This is a genomic window from Pseudomonas sp. B1(2018) (genome assembly GCF_003097365.1).
In the GTDB taxonomy this organism is placed as follows: Bacteria; Pseudomonadota; Gammaproteobacteria; order Pseudomonadales; family Pseudomonadaceae; genus Aquipseudomonas; species Aquipseudomonas laurylsulfatiphila.
Window position 1 is genome coordinate 186557 of the sequence record NZ_PYUK01000006.1, and the last position, 19963, is coordinate 206519.

17 protein-coding genes are annotated in these 19963 nt (G+C 61.2%); 7 read left to right on the forward strand and 10 right to left on the reverse strand.

Going from position 1 to position 19963, the window contains the following annotated elements:
• Nucleotides 1-9 precede the first annotated feature (9 nt).
• The 7 genes from aroB to C9422_RS11780 all read right to left on the reverse strand — a co-directional run bounded on the left by aroB (nt 10) and on the right by C9422_RS11780 (nt 6641).
• Nucleotides 10-1110 carry a 3-dehydroquinate synthase gene (gene aroB / locus C9422_RS11750; protein WP_116580784.1) on the reverse strand — a complete coding sequence of 367 codons (1101 nt, stop codon included), beginning with the start codon at nt 1108-1110 and terminating at the stop codon, nt 10-12.
• A 150-nt stretch (nt 1111-1260) separates the two neighbouring features.
• Nucleotides 1261-1779, reverse strand: a complete 519-nt coding sequence (gene aroK / locus C9422_RS11755; protein WP_015093141.1) for a shikimate kinase AroK — start codon at nt 1777-1779, stop codon at nt 1261-1263.
• Nucleotides 1780-1783: 4 nt separating this feature from the next.
• Nucleotides 1784-3853, reverse strand: a complete 2070-nt coding sequence (pilQ, locus tag C9422_RS11760) for a type IV pilus secretin PilQ (RefSeq protein ID WP_116580785.1) — start codon at nt 3851-3853, stop codon at nt 1784-1786.
• Nucleotides 3854-3866: 13 nt separating this feature from the next.
• On the reverse strand, nt 3867-4394 hold the full coding sequence (locus C9422_RS11765) for a pilus assembly protein PilP (RefSeq protein WP_116580786.1): 528 nt from the start codon (nt 4392-4394) through the stop codon (nt 3867-3869).
• Complete coding sequence (locus C9422_RS11770) at nt 4391-5014, reverse strand: type 4a pilus biogenesis protein PilO (protein WP_116580787.1); 624 nt, start codon at nt 5012-5014, stop codon at nt 4391-4393. The genes C9422_RS11765 and C9422_RS11770 overlap by 4 nt, the downstream gene beginning before the upstream one ends.
• Entirely contained in the window at nt 5011-5577 is a 567-nt protein-coding gene (locus C9422_RS11775; RefSeq protein WP_116580788.1) for a PilN domain-containing protein, read from the reverse strand. Before C9422_RS11775 ends, C9422_RS11770 begins: the two co-directional genes overlap by 4 nt.
• The gene (locus C9422_RS11780; protein WP_116580789.1) at nt 5577-6641 is read right to left on the reverse strand and encodes a pilus assembly protein PilM; all 1065 of its coding nucleotides are present in this window, start codon (nt 6639-6641) and stop codon (nt 5577-5579) included. The genes C9422_RS11775 and C9422_RS11780 overlap by 1 nt, the downstream gene beginning before the upstream one ends.
• Before the next feature lie 217 nt (nt 6642-6858).
• On the opposite strand from C9422_RS11780, the gene C9422_RS11785 reads away from it, so the two are divergent.
• Nucleotides 6859-9300 carry a penicillin-binding protein 1A gene (locus C9422_RS11785; protein ID WP_371924736.1) on the forward strand — a complete coding sequence of 814 codons (2442 nt, stop codon included), beginning with the start codon at nt 6859-6861 and terminating at the stop codon, nt 9298-9300.
• 267 nt (nt 9301-9567) lie between these two features.
• Here the strand turns inward: C9422_RS11785 and C9422_RS11790 are convergent, their stop codons facing one another.
• The 3 genes from C9422_RS11790 to rpmE form a co-directional block, all read right to left on the reverse strand.
• Nucleotides 9568-10836 carry a malic enzyme-like NAD(P)-binding protein gene (locus tag C9422_RS11790; protein WP_007989306.1) on the reverse strand — a complete coding sequence of 423 codons (1269 nt, stop codon included), beginning with the start codon at nt 10834-10836 and terminating at the stop codon, nt 9568-9570.
• Nucleotides 10837-11019: 183 nt separating this feature from the next.
• Nucleotides 11020-11808 carry a thermonuclease family protein gene (locus tag C9422_RS11795; protein WP_116580791.1) on the reverse strand — a complete coding sequence of 263 codons (789 nt, stop codon included), beginning with the start codon at nt 11806-11808 and terminating at the stop codon, nt 11020-11022.
• Nucleotides 11809-11843: 35 nt separating this feature from the next.
• A complete protein-coding gene (rpmE, locus tag C9422_RS11800) occupies nt 11844-12062 on the reverse strand; it encodes a 50S ribosomal protein L31 (protein ID WP_007975586.1) in 219 nt (72 codons plus the stop codon).
• A 290-nt stretch (nt 12063-12352) separates the two neighbouring features.
• Between rpmE and C9422_RS11805 the strand changes: the two genes are divergently transcribed.
• From C9422_RS11805 to C9422_RS11830, 6 genes are all read left to right on the forward strand, one after another.
• The gene (locus C9422_RS11805) at nt 12353-14572 is read left to right on the forward strand and encodes a primosomal protein N' (protein WP_116580792.1); all 2220 of its coding nucleotides are present in this window, start codon (nt 12353-12355) and stop codon (nt 14570-14572) included.
• Nucleotides 14573-14790: 218 nt separating this feature from the next.
• Nucleotides 14791-16527 carry an arginine--tRNA ligase gene (gene argS, locus C9422_RS11810; protein WP_095964610.1) on the forward strand — a complete coding sequence of 579 codons (1737 nt, stop codon included), beginning with the start codon at nt 14791-14793 and terminating at the stop codon, nt 16525-16527.
• 1 nt (nt 16528) lies between these two features.
• Nucleotides 16529-17242, forward strand: a complete 714-nt coding sequence (locus C9422_RS11815; protein WP_007975583.1) for an SPOR domain-containing protein — start codon at nt 16529-16531, stop codon at nt 17240-17242.
• Nucleotides 17243-17460: 218 nt separating this feature from the next.
• Complete coding sequence (gene hslV, locus C9422_RS11820) at nt 17461-17991, forward strand: ATP-dependent protease subunit HslV (RefSeq protein WP_007975582.1); 531 nt, start codon at nt 17461-17463, stop codon at nt 17989-17991.
• Nucleotides 17992-18045: 54 nt separating this feature from the next.
• Nucleotides 18046-19383: an HslU--HslV peptidase ATPase subunit gene (hslU, locus tag C9422_RS11825; RefSeq protein WP_007975581.1), complete on the forward strand. Its 1338-nt coding sequence runs from the start codon at nt 18046-18048 to the stop codon at nt 19381-19383.
• 137 nt (nt 19384-19520) lie between these two features.
• A complete protein-coding gene (locus C9422_RS11830; protein ID WP_007999201.1) occupies nt 19521-19898 on the forward strand; it encodes a gamma-butyrobetaine hydroxylase-like domain-containing protein in 378 nt (125 codons plus the stop codon).
• Nucleotides 19899-19963 lie beyond the last annotated feature (65 nt).

The following is a 19963-nucleotide window of genomic DNA, read 5'->3' on the forward strand; positions in this document are numbered from 1 at the left end:
GTGTTCTTATTAACCTTTAAGCTGAGCCAGGGCGCGGTAGTCTGCCCCCAGCGTGGCCTGTAGAACCTCTTTCGGATAATCGTCGGTCACCACCGCTTCACCCATGTGGCGCAGCAGCACCAGGCGCAAACGACCGTCGATCACTTTTTTATCAATGGACATATGTTCGAGGAAATCGGCTTCTGTCATCTCTTCTGGCGGAATGACCGGCAGCCCTGCTCGCTGGAACAGACGAATGCCGCGATCACGCTCCTGCTCGCTGATCCAGCCCAGTCGCGCGGACATTTCCAGCGCCATCACAGTGCCAGCAGCCACCGCTTCTCCATGTAGCCAGACACCATAGCCCATGTGGGTTTCGATGGCGTGGCCAAACGTGTGGCCCAGGTTCAACGTGGCACGAACGCCCGTCTCTTTCTCATCGGCACCGACCACCGCGGCCTTGGCCGCGCAGGAGCGCTCGATGGCATAGGTCAGGGCTTGCTGGTCCAGGTTGCGCAGACGGTCGACGTTGTCTTCGAGCCAGGTCAGGAACGGCTCATCACAGATCAGCCCGTACTTGATGACTTCCGCCAGACCGGCGGACAGTTCGCGCGCCGGCAGGGTATTGAGGCTGGCGGTATCGATCAGCACCACGTTCGGCTGATAGAAGGCGCCGACCATGTTCTTGCCCAGCGGATGGTTGATTCCGGTCTTGCCGCCCACCGAGGAGTCGACCTGCGACAGCAGCGTGGTCGGGACCTGGATGAAATCGACGCCGCGCTGGTAGCAGGCGGCGGCAAAGCCGGCCATGTCACCGATCACACCGCCACCGAGGGCGATCACCGTGGTACGGCGATCATGCCGCGCGGTCAGCAGACCGTCGAAAATCAGTTGCAGGGTTTCCCAGGTCTTGAAGGCTTCACCGTCGGGCAGTACCACGGAAATCACCGAGTACTGCGCCAGGCTGCGGGTCAGACGCTCGAGATAGAGCGGTGCAACAGTCTCGTTGGAGATGATCGCCACTTGCCGTCCGCGAATGTGCGGGGCCAGCAGCTCAGGCTGATCCAACAAACCTTCGCCAATATGAATCGGGTAGCTGCGCTCGCCTAGATCGACCTTGAGTGTCTGCATGTGTCCCCACAGTGAAGATGAATCAGGCGTCCTGCCTTGAGTTAACGAATATCCACGGTGTCTGCTGGTGTGACGCCGTTCGGTAGCCATCCGCCACAACCTTGAGCGGTCATGGCGAGACGCCGAGGATAGCGCATTTCGCGCGGCGCTTTAACGGGGTGGCAACTGCTGCAGGCGCTCTAGAATGTCGAGTACGACCATTCGCGGCGGGCGCTCATCGGTTTCGACCACCAGGTCGGCAATTTCCCGGTAAAGCGGATCGCGGATCGCCAACAGGTCCCGCAGGGTCTTGGCCGGATCGGCGGTACGCAACAATGGCCGATTGCGGTCACGGGCCGTGCGGCCAACCTGCTGCTCGACCGAGGCATGCAGATAAACCACCCGCCCACCGGCATGCAGTGCCCGACGATTGGCTTCGCGCATGACCGCGCCCCCACCTGTCGCCAGCACCACACCGTCGTAATCGCACAGTTCGGCAATCATTGCCTGCTCGCGATCACGAAAGCCCGGTTCGCCTTCTTTATCGAAGATCCAAGGGATATTGGCGCCCGTGCGCAATTCAATTTCCTTATCGGAATCTTTGAATGGCAGGCGCAGCTCTTTGGCCAGCAACCGGCCGATGGTGCTTTTTCCAGCACCCATCGGTCCTACAAGAATCAAATTTCGCACAGAATCAATGACTCACAGCAATCGCCTGATTATTCATGATACGCGGAGTGAGGAATACCAACAGCTCGGATTTTTTCTCCGAAACCACATCACGCCGGAAAAGGCGGCCAAGATACGGCACATCGCCAAGAAATGGCACCTTATCTACGACCTTGCTCTGAGTATTTGAGAAAACACCGCCAATGACGATGGTCTCGCCATCGTTGACCAGGACCTTGGCGTTGACTTCGTTTTTCTTGATGGGTGGTACATCCTGGACCTTGTTCAGGTAGTCCGGCTCGTCCTTGGTCACCTTCACTTCCATGATGATCCGGTTGTCGGGCGTGATCTGCGGCGTCACCTCCAACGACAGCGAAGCCTCCTTGAACGACACCGAAGTCGCGCCACTGGAACTGGCCTCCTGATAGGGAATCTCGGTGCCCTTGAGGATCTTGGCGGTTTCCTTGTCGGACGTGACCACCTTGGGTTGCGAGACGATTTCCCCGTTGCCGGTTTTCTCCATGGCCGTCAGCTCCAGGTCCAGCAAGACGTTATCGGTGATGAACGCGATGCCGATTCCCGAGGTGTTGTTGGCTACGCCCATGTCGACGAACGGTGAATTGGTGCTGGTACTGCCGGGCGTGCCGATGGTCGATGACCCATTGAGCCCATTGCTCACACCGGAGGTGTTCCAGTTGCCCCTGTTCTGTACCGATCCGCCCCAACGCACCCCGAGGCTTTTGTCATAGTCGACGTTGGCTTCGACAATCCGCGCCTCGATCATGACCTGACGCACAGGGATATCCAACTGCGTGACGATCCTGCGCAGCTCATCAAGCCGGTCCTGAGTCTGGTAGGCAATGATGTTGTTGGTGCGCTCGTCGACGGTGATCGACCCCCGTTCGTCGGGTTTCGCTTCGGCACTGGTCACCGACTGGAAGAGCTTGGCGATGTCCGCCGCCTTGGCGTAATTCACCTGCAACAGTTCCCGGCGCAACGGCGCCAGATCGGCAATCTGCTTTTGTGATTCCAGTTCCTGACGCTCACGGGCAGCAATTTCATCGGCCGGCGCAACAAGCAGGACATTACCGACCTTGCGCTTGTCCAGCCCCTTGGTTTTCAGCACCAGATCCAGCGCCTGATCCCACGGCACGTTCTGCAGGCGCAACGTGATGCCACCCTGCACCGTGTCGCTGGCCACCAGATTGAGGTTGGTGAAATCGGCGATCAATTGCAGCACCGAACGCACATCGATGTCCTGGAAATTCAGCGAAAGCTTCTCGCCGCTGTAAGCCTGTAGCCCGGCATTGCGCTTTTGCAGGTCGTCGACCGTCGCCGGGCGAACGCTGACCGTGAGCTTGCTGTCGGTCTGATAGGTCGAGTAGTCGAATGCACCACCGGGCTCGATGCTGATGATTGCTCGATCGCCGCTTGCGCTGGCATTGACGAACTGCACAGGCGTGGCGAAATCCTTCACATCCAGACGCACGCGCAGCGGCTCGGGCAATCGGGTTTTGGCAAACCCGACAATAATCTTGCCCTCGCGCTGCTGTATGTCGGGAGCAATCGATGGATCCGACAAGTCGATCACCACGTTGCCCTCGCCCTGTGTGCCTCGCTGAAAATCCACACCCCGAATGGCCTTGCCCGGCGTCGTAGCGGCTCGCGCCGGAACCGGCATTGCCGGAGCCGCCGGCCTGGGTGTCGACGGCTTGACCCCCTGCCCGACTACCACCAGCAAATTGTTGCCTTCGATTCGCGAGTCGTACGGGGCCGACTGAGCCAGGTTGATGATCAATCGCGTACGGTCCCCGGCCTCCACCACCGTTGCACTGCGGGCATTTCCACTGCCGAGATCGCGAGTCTTGCTGGCCAGTTGACTGGCGACACCCGGCAAATCCAGCGCAATCCGGGCCGGCGACTCCGTCATGTAACCCTGAGGCAACGGGGGCGGTGCATCGAACGACAACCTCAACTCGACCCGGTCTCCCGGCAGCGCAGCGACATCCAGCGCCTTGAGATTGGCCGCTTGTACCATCGGCGACAACATCGCTATCCATAGCGAAAGGCCGAAGGCGGAGAAAATCCTGTTCATTATTCGGGTTCCACTATGAGTGTTCTTTCAAAGGGATGGTCCGGGGACGCTCCAGCCACGCACCCTGACCATCAGGGACAATTTCAACCACATCGACTTGCGAACCACTGATCGCAACGATTCGTCCGTCGTTACGCCCCAGGTAATCACCGACCTTCAGGCGGTGCACGCCACCCGCCCCGCGCAACAGGGCAAAAGAGCCCGTTGCATTGGAAAGGGTGCCGACCATTTCAAACTGCTCGATGTTGAAACCTTCGAGGTATTGCCTGACCCGGTCAGGGTCGGGTTTGACATTGCGCGACCCCCGCCGATGGGCCGCCAGATCAGTGCTGAGCTGTGGTGAAAACGGACTGCGCAGGTTCGCTGCGTCGTAGATGAATGTCGGGTAAGACCGGAATACCGGCGTTGGTTCAATACTGCCCGGGCCGCGCAGGCGTATTTCGCTCAGGTAGGCGTCCAGATCGCTGTAGTCATCGCCAGCGCCACAGCCGGACAGAACAGACAGCAACAGCACCATCGAAAAACAACGCGCCGGGGTCATTGATGTCGCCCCGTTTCGCTGTAGCGGTAGGTCTTGGCGAGGATGCTCAAGCGCAGTTTCGGAGCACCCTGGGGACTGACGGGGGCAAGGTCGAAATCGTGCAAGGTGACGATTCGCGGCAACCCGGCCACACCACTGACGAAGGTGGCCAGGTCGTGGTAACCGCCGGTGACCGTGATCTGGATCGGCAACTCGATGTAGAACGGCTGGGCGACTTCCGGCAGCAGCTTGATCTCTTCGAACTCCAGGCCACTGCCCAGACCTGTACGCGTGATGTCTTCCAGCAAGCCGGGCACTTCGGTGTCACCAGGCAGTTGCCGCAACAGCACGCCGAAAGCGTTCTCCATCTCTTTCAACTGCTGGGTGTAGAGATCGAGATTCGCCGCCATGCGGGCTTTGCCGGCGAACTGTTCCTTGAGCGCCGACTCTTCCTCACGCTTCAGATCGAGCTGGCTCTCGAGGTCGCGAGTGGAAAAGTTGTAACCCAAGGTCAGCACCACAAGCATGAGCAAACCGGCCACCAGACACTTGATCGCCGGTGGCCAGGCCCCCATGTTTCCGGTGTCCAGATCGTTGAAGTCGATCTTGCGCAACCCTTCGAACCATTCGGACAGCCTCATTTGCCGCCCTCCGGTGCTGCGGGTTGAGTCTGGCGAACGGTCAACTGGAAGATGTTGGCCTGCGCCACCTGACCGGCAGCCGCGGCCTTGACTTCAGTCAGGCTCGGCGCATCGAACCAGTCTGATGCTTCGAGGTTGCGCATCAAGTCTGAAACACGGCTATTGGATTGCGCGGCACCGGTGATGGACAAGGTCTTTGCGGCCATTCTCACGTCGGTGAAATACACGCCGTCAGGCAGTGCTCGCGCCAACTGGTCAAATATTCGCCCGCTGATTTGGCGGTTGTCTTGCAGGCCATGGATGATGCGCATGCGCTCGACCAGTTGCTGGCGGCGCTCCTTGAGATCATTGATCTGTGTGATCCGCTCATCGACCACGGCGATTTGCCTGCCGATGTAATCGTTACGGGCGATTTGCCGGTCGATGGCACGGCTGATGGCCTGGTTGGCAACCAGCACCGCACCCATCGTGCCCACCATAGCGGCCACCAGGACCAGCAGAAAACGTTTGCGGCGGGCTTCACGCCGCTCCTCGCGCCAGGGTAAAAGGTTGATCCGCGCCATCAGTCGAAGCTCCTGAGGGCCAGACCACAGGCGATCATCAACGCCGGGGCATCACTCGCCAGGGCAGCACCGTTGACCTTGCTGCCCAGCGTCATTGCGGAAAAAGGGTTCGCGATCAGGGTCGGCGTGCCCAATTGCTGCTCGACAAAACGGTCCAGCCCCGGGACCGACGCGGTACCGCCGGCCAGCAGGATATGGTCGACGGCGCTGTACTGGCCGGCGGCAAAGAAGAATTGCAACGAGCGCGACACCTGCTGCACCAGTGCCTGTTGAAAGGGCTGCAAGACCTCACCGGCATAGTCATCCGGCAGGCCGCCCTTCCTTTGCGCCAGACTCGCCTGCTCCAGCGTCAGGCCATAGCGACGCTGGATTTCCCCGGTCAACTGCCGACCGCCGAACAGTTGCTCGCGGGTGTAGATAATCCGCCCGCCGTGCAGCACGCTCAGGGTGGTCATGGTGGCGCCGATATCCACCACTGCGACCGTCAACGACTCATCGGAAGCCGCAAGCCGACTGGCCAGCAACGCGAAGGAGCGCTCCAGTGCATAGGCCTCGACATCGACTACGCGAGCGGTCAGCCCCGCCAGGGCCAGGGCGGCCTCGCGGACCTCGAGGTTTTCCTTGCGGCAAGCCGCGAGCAGCACGTTGACGCGCTCCGGGTTGCGCGCGGAGGAGCCCTGGACTTCAAAGTCGATCGCGACTTCATCCAGGGGATAAGGAATGTATTGATCCGCCTCGATCTTCAGCTGGCTTTCCATTTCGTCTTCAGAAAGGCCGGCATCCATCTCGATGATCTTGGTGATCACCGCCGAGCCTGCCACAGCCACGGCCACACCCTTGAGGCCGGTTCTGGCCCTGGTCAGCGCGCGCGCGAGGGCCAGCCCCACGCCTTCGAGGTCAGCGATGTTCTTTTCGATCACCGCGCCGACCGGCAACGGCTCGACCGCATAAGCCTCGACCCGGTAGCGTTCGCCCTGACGGCTCAATTCCAGAAGCTTTACCGAGGTAGAGCTGATATCGATTCCGAGGAGCGTACTGGATTTTTTGTTGAAGAGTCCTGGCACTACCAATTCCCTATGACTTTCCGTGAGTTACGGACTCTGCAATGTCCATTGCGTTCAATCCGCCCGTCTTGACAGCAGCGCCAACCGCGCTCCCGATCAGAAAAATGCTTATAATGCCCAGCGTTTTTTTTCCGCATTTGCTCAAGCGCGGGTCGTTCTCATTTAGCCTGAACCCTGTTGCCCAATTCATTTTTGCCCTGGATATCCAAAAGCCTTGATTCGTCTGCTGAAATTTTTCGGTTGGTCCATCGTCGCGGTTTTCTGCGGACTCCTTCTGGGTCTGAGCGGGGCGTACCTCTACCTTAGTCCCGGGCTGCCGTCCGTGGAGGCGCTGAGAAGCATCCAGTTGCAGATTCCTTTGCGGGTCTACAGCAGCGATAACAAGTTGATCGCAGAATTCGGCGAAATGCGCCGTACACCGATCCGTTTCGCCGACATTCCCCCCAATTTCATTAATGCGTTACTAAGTGCTGAAGACGACAATTTCGCCAACCACTACGGCGTCGATCCCAGCAGCCTGATGCGTGCCGCGACCCAACTGGTCAAAAGCGGACACATCCAGTCCGGTGGCAGCACGATCACCATGCAGGTGGCGAAGAACTTCTTCCTGACCAGCGAACGCAGCTTTTCGCGCAAGACCACCGAGATCCTGCTGGCCCTGCAGATCGAACGTCAGCTGACCAAGGACGAGATCCTCGAGCTGTACGTCAACAAGATCTATCTGGGTAACCGTGCCTACGGCATCGAAGCGGCGGCGCAGGTCTATTACGGCAAATCGATCCGCGATGTCAGCCTGGCGCAGATGGCAATGATTGCCGGCCTGCCCAAGGCGCCGTCGCGCTTCAACCCGCTGGCCAACCCGGCGCGCAGCAAGGAGCGTCGCGACTGGATCCTGGGGCGCATGTACAAACTCGGCAAAATCACCGAGGCCGACTACACCGCCGCGATCAACGAGCCGCTGAACGCCAGCTATCACGTACCGACTCCGGAAGTGAACGCGCCGTACATCGCCGAAATGGCCCGCGCCGAAATGGTCGGGCGTTATGGCAGCGACGCGTATACCGAAGGCTTCCGCGTCACCACCACGGTGCCGAGCGACCTCCAGGAACTGGCCAACACCGCAGTCCACGAAGGCCTGATGACCTACGATCAGCGCCACGGCTATCGCGGCCCCGAGTCGCGGCTCCCGGGCAAGACGCGTGAAGCCTGGGTAACCGAGCTGACCAAGCAACGCACCATCAGCGGCCTGGAACCGGCGATCGTGACCCAGGTCGACAAGAGCGGCCTGCAGGTGCTGACCCGCACCGGCCAGGAACACGTCAACTGGGACACCATGAAGTGGGCCCGTCCATTCCTGAACACCAACAGCATGGGCGCCAACCCGAAGCAGCCTTCGGACGTGGCCCAGGTCGGTGACCTGATTCGCGTGCAGCGTCAGCCGGACAACTCGCTGAAGTTCAGCCAGATCCCGCTGGCCCAGGGCGCGCTGGTGTCCCTGGACCCACAGAACGGTGCCATTCGCGCCCTGGTTGGTGGCTTCGCCTTTGAACAGAGCAACTACAACCGCGCACTGCAGGCCAAACGCCAGCCGGGTTCGAGCTTCAAACCGTTCGTCTACGCCGCAGCACTGGATAACGGCTACACCGCCTCCAGCCTGGTGAACGATGCCCCGATCGTGTTCGTCGACGAGTACCTGGACAAGGTCTGGCGGCCGAAAAACGACACCAACACGTTCCTCGGCCCGATCCGCCTGCGTGAAGCGCTGTACAAGTCGCGCAACCTGGTGTCGATCCGCTTGCTGCAAGCGATGGGCGTTGGCAAGACCATCGACTACATCGCTCGCTTCGGCTTCAACAAACAGGACCTGCCACCCAACCTGTCCCTGGCGCTGGGCACCGCGACCCTGACGCCAATGGAGATCGCCACCGGCTGGAGCACCTTCGCCAACGGCGGCTACAAGATCACCCCGTACATCATCGACAGGATTGAAAGCCGCAACGGCGACACGCTGTTCGTCGCCAACCCGCCCAGCGTGCCTCAGGGCGGCGCTGCCAGCGATGGCATTGCCGCACCCGCCCCTCAAGCCTTCACGGTCAATGCAACGCCGGGCGAAGTCCCTGGCGCTGCTGCGCCGACGCCACAAGCACCCGCCGTGGCCGAACGCATCGTTGACGGGCGCACCACGTACATCCTCAACAGCATGCTTGAGGACGTGATCAAGCTCGGCACTGGTCGCCGCGCACTGGCCCTTGGCCGCCCTGACATTGCCGGCAAGACCGGTACGACCAACGAATCCAAGGACGCCTGGTTCTCCGGCTACAACGCCGATTACGTGACCACCGTATGGACCGGCTTCGACCAGCCGGAAAGCCTGGGCCGCAAGGAATTCGGCGGCACCGTCGCGCTGCCGATCTGGATGAACTACATGGGCGCCGCACTCAAAGGCAAGCCGCCGCATACGCAGCCGGAGCCGGAAGGCCTCCTCAGCCTGCGAGTCGATCCGGTCAGCGGCCGCGCGGCCAGCCCGGGCACGCCAGGCGCCTACTTCGAGCTGTTCAAGGCCGAAGATACGCCGCCGTCGGGCAACGAGCTCGGTAATGGCAATGCGCCAGGCAGTCCGTTGCCAGCGGATGAAGCTGCGCCAATCGATTTGTTCTGATTGCAGCAATGATGAAAAGCCCCGCCTTCGAAAGAAGAGCGGGGCTTTTTATGCCTGCCGGTTTTGATGTTGCCTGGTCCGCCCCCTTCGCGGGCAAGCCCGCTCCCACAGTGGATCGTTGGCGTGCACAAGGTCTGCGAACAACACAAAATCCTGTGGGAGCGGGCTTGCCCGCGAAGAGGCCTGCACAGACAACACATAAGCAGCAGGCAATAAAAAGCCCCGACTCAAATGAGCCAGGGCTATCGGCTGAAGCGCTACAACGGCTTAGCCGTTGAACACATCATCCACGCTTTTCAGCGGGTAGTTCTTCGGATACGGCAGGGTCGCCACGCCGGTCTCGATGGCGGCTTTGGCCACGGCATCGGAGATCAGGGTGATCAGACGGGCATCCATTGGCTTCGGAATGATGTACTCACGGCCGAATTCCAGCTTGATGCCGCCGTAGGCGTCGCACACTTCCTGAGGCACTGGCAGCTTGGCCAGTTCACGCAGGGCGTTGGCCGCGGCTACTTTCATCTCTTCGTTGATGCGCTTGGCGCGAACGTCCAGGGCACCACGGAAGATGAACGGGAAGCCCAGTACGTTGTTGACCTGGTTCGGGTAGTCGGAACGACCGGTGGCCATGATCACGTCGCTACGGGTGGCGTGTGCCAGCTCCGGGGAGATTTCCGGATCAGGGTTGGAGCACGCGAACACGATCGGGTTGGCCGCCATGGACAGCAGGCCTTCAGGGCTCAGCAGGTTCGGGCCGGACAGGCCTACGAACACGTCAGCGCCTTGCAGGGCGTCAGCCAGGGTGCGCTTGTCGGTCGCGTGAGCGAACACAGCCTTGTACTGGTTCAGGTCGTCACGGCCGGAGTGGATCACGCCGGTACGGTCGACCATGTAGATGTTTTCGATGTTGGCGCCCATGCTCACCAGCAACTTCATGCAGGAGATGGCGGCGGCACCGGCACCCAGGCAGACGATCTTGGCTTCCGGCAGGGTTTTGCCAGCGATTTCCAGGGCGTTGATCATGCCGGCCGCGGTCACGATAGCGGTGCCGTGCTGGTCATCGTGGAATACCGGAATATCGCACTGCTCGATCAGAGCGCGTTCGATTTCAAAGCACTCGGGTGCCTTGATGTCTTCCAGGTTGATGCCACCGAAGGTGATGGAGATGCGCTTGACGGTGTCGATGAAGGCCTGCGGGCTTTCGGAGTCGACTTCGATGTCGAAAACGTCGATGCCGGCGAAGCGCTTGAACAGTACGCCTTTACCTTCCATCACTGGCTTGGAAGCCAATGGGCCGAGGTTACCCAGGCCGAGAATCGCGGTGCCATCGGAAATGACTGCAACCAGGTTGCCTTTGCCGGTGTACTTGTAGGCCAGCTCGGGATCGCGGGCGATCTCGCGTACTGGCTCGGCTACGCCCGGGCTGTAGGCCAGCGACAGGTCGCGAGCGGTAGCAGTGGCCTTGGTGAGCTCGACACTCAGCTTCCCTGGACGAGGATTGGCGTGATATTCGAGAGCGGCAGTTTTCAGATCAGACATTTTGGCATTCCGCTTTTTACTGTTGGACAGACTGGTCAGCGAGGATACGCGCCTCGCAAAGTCCCCACAAGACTGACTGGTCACCCCTGTCAAGCGCCCGCCCCTACGACTTTGGGCCAAGAGCCACGGCACACAAGGCTTAGACTGTTCACAATCGACGGAAAAAATGTCTACAATTTTTTATCACTGTACCGCTTGAAGCATCGCCGGGTCGGTCAAGGGCAACATCCAGCGCGCCTGCCCTTCCTTCAGTCCGCCACGTCGCGAACGATCCAGCACCCAGCCGCGCGCCTCGATCTGCTTGCCCTTGAGGCTTTCCAGCGAATCCACATCGAAACGCGCCAGGAGATTGGGTGCAACGCGCAATACAACCGAGTCCTGCAACTCGACCCAAACCCCACCCCGATTGCGCTGCACCTTGCTCACACGACCGCTGAGCACGGCAAAGCCGGAAGTGCTGATCTGCTCCGCTTTCAGTACAGGCGACTGGCGCCACACACCAAGCCCGGCCTGTCGAGCGTTGCGCTCTGCGGCTTGCTGACAGGCGACCAGGTCGACGTTCGGCGCCACGGCCACCTGGAAACCCAGGCCTTCGGCGAGCATCTGCGCTTCGAGGTTGGCGCCATCTGCACCATAGACATGGGCCAGCGTGCGGCCGTAATGGTCCTTGCTTTCTTTGCCAGGCACCAACCCGACCCGTCCGTCACTGGCCGCCACCAATGCTTCAAGGCGCTTGCGCGCAGCCACGGCGAAGGGTTCGTCGGAACGGCCCTGCTTGCCCAGCTCCGGCGTGTTCAAGCCGATCATGCGTACATTGCGGCCATCGCTCAGGCGCAGGGTGTCGCCATCCACCACCCGCTGCACCGCGACGGGTGTCAGGCCGCCTGGCGTCGGACAAAAGGCCTGCGCGCCAGACAGCCAAATCGCGGACACAAAAAAGGCGCCCGCGAGGGACGCCTTTTTCATCAGCATGGAAAAACCGTAGCGGCTTCCCAAGTTGATCGGCCTTAGGCCTTTTTCGCGCCGAAAGCACCGAAACGGTCGGCGAACTTCTGTACGCGACCACCGGTGTCCAGAGTCTTCTGCTTACCGGTGTAGAACGGGTGGCATTCGTTGCAAACGTCGATCGCCAGGGCTTTGCCGAAGGTCGAACGGGTTTCGAACTTGTTGCCGCAGCTGCAGGTAACAGCAACTGCCGGGTATTCTGGATGGATATCAGCTTTCATGGTGTTTTCCTCGGGCTAGCGTGCCGCCACCCAACACTATTGTTGAATACCGCACGTAATTAGGCCGCGGATTCTACCAGACAATCCCGTTCACGCAAGCTGTCGCTCAAACCAGTCGTCTGCTAGGCTCCCGGCCCAAAGCACATTCCCCTGTGGGAGCGAGCTTGCTCGCGATAGCGTCGTGTCAGGCAACATAAATGCTGACTGACAGGGCCTCATCGCGAGCAAGCTCGCTCCCACAGGTTATGGGTCCAGCCTTTCATTTACTGCCCGCAAAGAGAATCCCCCGCGTGCCCGACGCCATTCTGCGCCTCGCCCTGCCTTCGCCGCTGCGCCGCCTGTTCGACTACCGCGCTCCGGCCGGTGTCCTGCGTGCCCAACTGCACCCCGGCATGCGCCTGCGGGTACCGTTCGGCCGGCGCGAGATGATCGGGATTCTGGTGGAAGTCACCGACACCAGTGAAGTACCGGCCGAGAAACTCAAGCCGGCCCTGGCCCTGCTCGACGCGACGCCACCGCTGCCGCCCGCGCTGTTCAAGCTGTGCCTGTGGACCTCTCAGTACTATCAGCACAGCCTCGGCGACACCTTGAGCTGGGCGTTGCCGGTGCTGCTGCGCCAGGGTGAGCTGGCCGAAGCGCGCCAGGAACGCTTCTGGTCTGCCGCGCCAGGCGCCAGCCTCGATGACCCACGCATCGCCCGCGCTCCGCGCCAGCGCGAAGCCCTGGCCACGCTGGCCCAGCATCCCCACGGCGTCGCCCATCAGTTGTTGAGCAAACTGATGCTGAGCAAGGACAGCCTGGACTTGCTGCTGGCCAAGGAACTGGTGCAGGTCGAGATCCGCCGCCACGCCCCCGGCGCACGCCACGAACACTGGCTGGCGCAACCGGAGCTGCCGCTGAACCCGGAGCAGCGCGCCGCCTATGAGGCCATTCGCGCCGGCTTCGACAGTTACCACGCGTTCCTGCTGGCCGGCGTCACCGGCAGCGGCAAGACCGAAGTCTATCTGCAGTTGATCCGCGAAACTCTGCAGGCCGGCAAGCAGGCACTGGTGCTGATCCCGGAAATCAACCTCGGCCCGCAGACCCTGGCGCGCTTCGAACAGCGCTTCAATGCCCGCATCGCGCTGATCCATTCGGCGGTCAATGACCGCGAACGCCTCGATGCCTGGCTGGCCGCCCGGGACGGTGAGGCCGACATCATTATCGGCACCCGTTCGGCCCTGTTCACGCCGATGAAGAACCCCGGCCTGATCATCATCGACGAAGAGCACGACGGCTCCTATAAACAGCAGGAAGGCTTGCGCTACCACGCCCGCGATCTGGCGCTGGTGCGGGCGCGACAGGAAAACATCCCGATCGTCCTCGGCTCCGCCACCCCTTCGCTGGAAAGCCTGCACAACGCCTACACCGGCCGCTACGGGCTGCTGCGCCTGAATGAGCGCGCCGGCGGGGCCAAGCAGCCGCGCTTCCTGCGCCTGGACGTGAAAAGCCGCCCGCTGGACAGCGGCATTTCCGGGCCGATGCAGCAAGCCATTGGTCAGACCCTGGCTGCCGGGCAGCAGGTACTGGTGTTCCTCAACCGCCGCGGCTTCGCCCCGACCCTGCTGTGTCACGATTGCGGCTGGATGTCCGAGTGTCAGCGCTGCGATGCGCGAATGACCGTGCATCAGCGTTACGGCGAGTTGCGCTGTCACCATTGCGGCTACGTCGAACGCGTGCCGCGCCAGTGCCCGAAGTGCAACAAGGTCGATCTGCGCCCCGTCGGCGCCGGCACCGAGCGGGCCGAGGAGCGCCTGGCGATTCTGTTCCCGGACTTTCCGGTGCTGCGGGTCGACCGCGACAGCACATCGCGCAAGGATGCGATGAACCAGCTGTTCGCGACTATTCAGAAAGGCCAGCCGTGCATCCTGATCGGTACGCAAATGCTCGCCAAAGGCCACCACTTCCCACGAGTAACACTGGTGTCGATCCTCGACGCCGACGGCGGCCTGTTCTCCGGCGACTTCCGCGCCAGCGAACGCATGGCGCAATTGATCGTCCAGGTCGCCGGCCGTGCAGGCCGGGCCGAAGAGCCGGGCAAAGTGATTATCCAGACGCACCTGGCCGACCACCCGCTGCTGGTGCAACTGACCGAGCAGGGCTATTTCGCCTTCGCCGAACAGGCCCTGAGCGAACGCCGCGCGGCTGGCTTGCCGCCGTTTGCGCATTTGGCGTTGTTGCGGGCCGAAGCGCATAAACCGGGCCAGGCCGAAGGTTTTCTCGATGAGGCGTGCAGCGAGGCCGAGCGCTTGCTGGCGGAACAGGGTCTGACCGGGATTGAGCTGCTGGGGCCGGTGCCGGCGCCAATGGAGCGACGGGCCGGGCGTTATCGTGCGCAGTTGTTGTTGCAGGCTACGGCGCGGGCGCCGTTGCATCGGTTGCTGGCAAGCTGGTTGTTGGTGCTGGAGCAGATGCCGAGTGGGCGGGCGGTGCGCTGGTCTTTGGATGTCGATCCTGTCGATTTGTATTGAGATCAAAAGATCGCAGCCTTCGGCAGCTCCTACAGAGGGCTCGGCGTTCACCACCAACCATGTAGGAGCTGCCGAAGGCTGCGATCTTTGCTTCTTTTGTCACCACACATCCACAACCTGCCTGCTAAGGTTGGCAAGCCCGTCTTCGCAACGGATAATGCCCAGTTTTTCCACCAGCGCATGATGCGCCGCCGCGCCTGCGGTCGAAAGAGAAGACCATGAAAGACACCATTCGCCAGCTGATCCAACAAGCCATCACCCAACTCGTCAACGAAGGTGTGTTGCCTGAAGGCCTGTCGCCGGCGATCCAGGTGGAAAACTCCCGCGACAAGAAGAACGGCGACTTCGCCAGCAACATCGCCATGATGCTGGCCAAACCGGCTGGCATGAAGCCCCGCGATCTGGCGGAAAAAATCATCGCCGCGCTGCCGGCTGACGAAAACGTTTCCAAGACCGAAATCGCAGGTCCCGGCTTCCTGAACTTCTTCCAGAACACCGACGCCCTGGCGACCCGCCTGGACGCCGCCCTGGCCGATGACCACATCGGCGTGCGCAAGGCCGGCCCGGTACAGCGCACCGTGGTCGACCTGTCGGCACCGAACCTGGCCAAGGAGATGCACGTCGGCCACCTGCGCTCGACCATCATCGGCGACGGCGTGGCCCGCGTTCTCGAATTCCTCGGCGACACCGTGATCCGTCAGAACCACGTCGGCGACTGGGGCACCCAGTTCGGCATGCTGATGGCGTACCTGCAGGAAAACCCGATCACCAGCGACGAGCTGTCGGACCTGGAGAACTTCTACCGCGCCGCCAAGCAGCGCTTCGACGAATCCGAAGAGTTCGCCGACCGCGCACGTGGCCTGGTGGTCAAGCTGCAGGCCGGCGATGCCGACTGTCTGGCCCTGTGGACCAAGTTCAAGGACATCTCCCTGTCCCACTGCCAGAAGATCTACGAACTGCTCAACGTCAAACTGACCATGGCCGACGTGATGGGCGAAAGCGCCTACAACGACGACCTGATCAACGTGGTCAACGATTTGAAGGCCGCTGGCATGCTGGTCGAGAGCAACGGCGCCCAGTGCGTGTTCCTCGACGAGTTCAAGAACGCCGACGGCGACCCGCTGCCGGTGATCATCGTCAAGGCGGACGGCGGTTACCTCTACGCCACCACCGACCTGGCGGCCGTGCGCTACCGCAGTGGCAAGCTCAAGGCCGATCGCGCGCTGTACTTCGTCGACCAGCGTCAGGCCCTGCACTTCCAGCAAGTGTTCGCCGTGGCGCGCAAGGCCGGTTTCGTGACCCATCCGATGGAAATGGAACACATGGGCTTCGGCACCATGAACGGTGCTGACGGCCGTCCGTTCAAGACCCGTGACGGCGGCACCGTTAAGCTGATCGACCTGCTGACCGAAGCCCAGGAACGCGCCTACACCCTGGTCAAGGACAAGAACCCGGAGCTGGCCGAGGCCGAGTTGCGCAACATCGCCAAGGTCGTGGGCATCGGCGCAGTGAAATATGCCGACCTGTCCAAGCACCGCACCAGCGACTACAGCTTCAACTTCGACCTGATGCTCAACTTCGAAGGCAACACCGCGCCCTACCTGCTGTACGCCTACACCCGCGTGGCCGGCGTGTTCCGCAAACTCGGCAAGGACTTCAGCGAAGTCGACGGCCAAATCGTCCTCGAGGCGACGCACGAACACGAACTGGCAGCGAAGCTCGCGCAGTTTGGCGAGATCCTGAACAACGTGTCCGAAAAAGGCACCCCGCACATCCTCTGCACCTACCTGTACGACGTCGCCGGCCTGTTCTCCAGCTTCTACGAGAACTGCCCGATCCTCGCCGCCGACACCCCGGCACAAATGCAGAGCCGCCTGCGCCTCGCCGCGCTGACCGGACGCACCCTCAAGCAAGGCCTGGAACTCCTGGGCCTGGAAACTCTGGAGCGTATGTAAGTTGGCTGCCAAGAAAAAACCTGCACCCAAGCGTGGCGCCAGCCGTTACCAAGCTCCTGCAAAGCAACCGATCCCGGGCTGGCTGTGGATGGCCATCGGCCTGACGGTCGGCGCGTTCATCGTGTTCCTGATGAAGCTGGAACCGGGCAAGGGCAGCGACACGGTCAAGCGTGAAAAGGTCGAGCAACAGCAACAGCAGAAAGCCAGCAAGATCGCCGAGGCCAACAAGACCCCGCCGAGCCCGACGCAACCGGTGAAGCCGAAGTACGACTTCTACACCTTGCTGCCGGAATCGGAAGTCATCGTGCCGCCGGATGCCGTGCCGGAAAAAACCCTGCCGACGCCGCAAGTGCCGGCCATACCGACTACGCCGGTCACCCCGGCCGAAGCGGCGAAGATCGACACGGCTCGCGCCCAGGCTGCATTGGCCGGGATCACGCCGCCGCCAGCGCCACCGGTCAAGGCGGCGCCTGTGACGAAGTTTTTCCTGCAGGCGGGTTCGTTCCGCAAAGAGACCGATGCGGACAAGGTTCGGGCGCAGATCATTCTGCTGGGCCAGGCCGTGGCGGTTGAGTCCGGGACGGTGAAGGACGAAACCTGGTATCGGGTGTTGGTCGGACCGTTCAGCAACCGCGAACAACTGACGACTGCCCAGAAACAACTGGCCGGCGCCGGCTTCAGCAATCTGTTGTTACAACAACGCCAGAGCCGCTGATTACCTGTCTGCCCGGGAGTCACCGCCCCTGTAGGAGCTGCCGCAGGCTGCGATCTTTTGATCTTGAAAAAACAAAATCAAAAGATCGCAGCCTGCGGCAGCTCCTACGCGCCTCGCACCACTCGTCCCCTCTCCCGTCCTACAGTTGAAATCCACTCCAGCACCCCCATATGAATGGGCATAAGGCATTTTCGCCCCGCTGCGTGGAGACTCTTCCCTTGACCACCATCGTTTCAGTTCGCCGCCACGGCAAAGTCGTCATGGGCGGCGACGGCCAGGTTTCCCTTGGTAATACCGTGATGAAAGGCAACGCGAAAAAAGTTCGCCGCCTGTACCACGGCCAGGTCATTGCCGGTTTTGCCGGTGCCACCGCCGACGCCTTTACCCTCTTCGAACGTTTCGAAGGCCAGCTTGAAAAACACCAGGGCCACCTGGTACGCGCCGCCGTCGAACTCGCCAAAGAATGGCGCACCGACCGCTCCCTGAGCCGCCTTGAAGCCATGCTCGCGGTCGCCAACAAAGACGCTTCCCTGATCATTACCGGCAACGGTGACGTGGTCGAACCCGAAGACGGCCTGATCGCCATGGGTTCCGGTGGCGCCTACGCCCAGGCCGCGGCCAGCGCGCTGCTGAAAAAGACCGACCTGTCAGCCCGGGAAATCGTCGAAACCGCCCTCGGCATCGCCGGCGACATCTGCGTATTCACCAACCACACCCAGACCATTGAGGAGCAGGACTGCGCCGAGTAAGCCCGTGCAGCCATCGCACCACGGCTCATTCTTGCTTGAGGTCCACTGAATATTATGTCCATGACTCCCCGTGAAATCGTCCACGAACTCAACCGCCACATCATCGGCCAGGACGATGCCAAGCGCGCCGTCGCCATTGCCCTGCGCAACCGCTGGCGCCGCATGCAGCTGCCTGAAGAGCTGCGTGTTGAAGTCACACCAAAGAACATCCTGATGATCGGCCCGACCGGCGTCGGTAAAACCGAGATCGCCCGTCGCCTGGCGAAACTGGCCAATGCACCGTTCATCAAGGTCGAAGCGACCAAGTTCACCGAAGTCGGCTATGTCGGCCGCGACGTCGAATCGATCATTCGTGACCTGGCCGATGCCGCGATCAAGCTGCTGCGCGAGCAGGAAATCGTCAAGGTTCGCCACCGCGCCGAAGACGCCGCCGAAGAGCGCATCCTCGACGCCCTGCTGCCACCGGCGCGCATGGGCTTCAGCAACGATGATGCCCCGACTGCCGATTCCAACACCCGTCAGCTGTTCCGCAAGCGCCTGCGCGAAGGTCAGCTGGACGACAAGGAGATCGAAATCGAAGTCGCCGAAATGGCCGGCGTCGACATCTCCGCGCCACCGGGCATGGAAGAAATGACCAACCAGCTGCAAAGCCTCTTTGCCAACATGGGCAAGGGCAAGAAAAAAGCCCGCAAGCTCAAGGTCAAAGAAGCGCTGAAGATGGTGCGCGATGAAGAAGCCAGCCGCCTGGTCAACGATGAAGAGTTGAAGGCCAAGGCCCTGGAAGCCGTCGAGCAGCACGGCATCGTGTTCATCGACGAAATCGACAAGGTCGCCAAGCGTGGCAATTCCGGTGGCGTCGATGTATCCCGCGAAGGCGTGCAGCGCGACTTGCTGCCGCTGATCGAAGGCTGCACCGTCAACACCAAGCTGGGCATGGTCAAGACCGACCACATCCTGTTCATTGCTTCCGGTGCGTTCCACCTGAGCAAGCCAAGCGATCTGGTGCCCGAGCTGCAAGGCCGTCTGCCGATCCGTGTCGAACTCAAGGCTCTGAGCCCGGAAGACTTCGAACGCATCCTCAGCGAACCGCACGCTTCGCTCACCGAGCAATACTGCGCGCTGCTGAAAACCGAAGGCCTGGGCATCGAGTTCCAGCCGAGCGGCATCAAACGCATCGCGGAGATCGCCTGGCAGGTCAACGAAAAAACCGAAAACATCGGTGCCCGTCGCCTGCACACCCTGCTCGAGCGCCTGCTCGAAGAGGTGTCGTTCAGCGCCGGCGACCTGGCCAGCACCCATGACGGCAAGGTAATCCAGATCGACGCCGACTACGTCAACAGCCACCTGGGCGAATTGGCGCAGAACGAAGACCTGTCCCGTTATATCCTGTAGGTCAACTGTTCCCCTGTGAAACGCTACACCTGTAGGAGCTGCCGAAGGCTGCGATCTTTTGATCCTGAAAAGCAACATCAAAAGATCGCAGCCTTCGGCAGCTCCTACAGGGCATTTCACGCATACGGATGACTGTCATGACCCAACTCCCCACCGACATCAAGCTGCACAAAGCCTCGAAAACCCTGTCGCTGAAATACGCGTCCGGCGAGGAATACACCCTGCCCGCCGAGTTCCTGCGCGTGCACTCTCCTTCCGCCGAGGTCCAGGGCCACGGCAAACCCATCCTGCAATTTGGCAAGATCAACGTCGGCCTGACCAAGGTAGAACCGGCCGGTCAGTACGCACTGAAACTGACCTTCGATGACGGTCACGACAGCGGCCTGTTCACCTGGGAATACCTCTACGAACTGGCGCGACGTTATGACGCACTGTGGGAAGATTATCTGGCCGAACTCAAAGCGGCCGGAAAAACCCGCGACCCGAACGAATCCGTCGTCAAGCTGATGCTCTAATTCGAGCCTCTTGCTCTTTAGAGGGCATTTTCTAATTTCATCTGTTTGAATGCTCCGCTCCAGGG

Coding starts and splice junctions, on each gene's coding strand:
- C9422_RS11790 (WP_007989306.1), bottom strand. CDS start 10,836: ATGTCTGATCTGAAAACTGCCGCTCTCGAATATCACGCCAATCCTCGT.
- argS (WP_095964610.1), top strand. CDS start 14,791: ATGAAAGACACCATTCGCCAGCTGATCCAACAAGCCATCACCCAACTC.
- C9422_RS11795 (WP_116580791.1), bottom strand. CDS start 11,808: ATGCTGATGAAAAAGGCGTCCCTCGCGGGCGCCTTTTTTGTGTCCGCG.
- aroB (WP_116580784.1), bottom strand. CDS start 1,110: ATGCAGACACTCAAGGTCGATCTAGGCGAGCGCAGCTACCCGATTCAT.
- C9422_RS11830 (WP_007999201.1), top strand. CDS start 19,521: ATGACCCAACTCCCCACCGACATCAAGCTGCACAAAGCCTCGAAAACC.
- pilQ (WP_116580785.1), bottom strand. CDS start 3,853: ATGAACAGGATTTTCTCCGCCTTCGGCCTTTCGCTATGGATAGCGATG.
- C9422_RS11775 (WP_116580788.1), bottom strand. CDS start 5,577: ATGGCGCGGATCAACCTTTTACCCTGGCGCGAGGAGCGGCGTGAAGCC.
- hslU (WP_007975581.1), top strand. CDS start 18,046: ATGTCCATGACTCCCCGTGAAATCGTCCACGAACTCAACCGCCACATC.
- C9422_RS11765 (WP_116580786.1), bottom strand. CDS start 4,394: ATGACCCCGGCGCGTTGTTTTTCGATGGTGCTGTTGCTGTCTGTTCTG.
- rpmE (WP_007975586.1), bottom strand. CDS start 12,062: ATGAAAGCTGATATCCATCCAGAATACCCGGCAGTTGCTGTTACCTGC.
- C9422_RS11770 (WP_116580787.1), bottom strand. CDS start 5,014: ATGAGGCTGTCCGAATGGTTCGAAGGGTTGCGCAAGATCGACTTCAAC.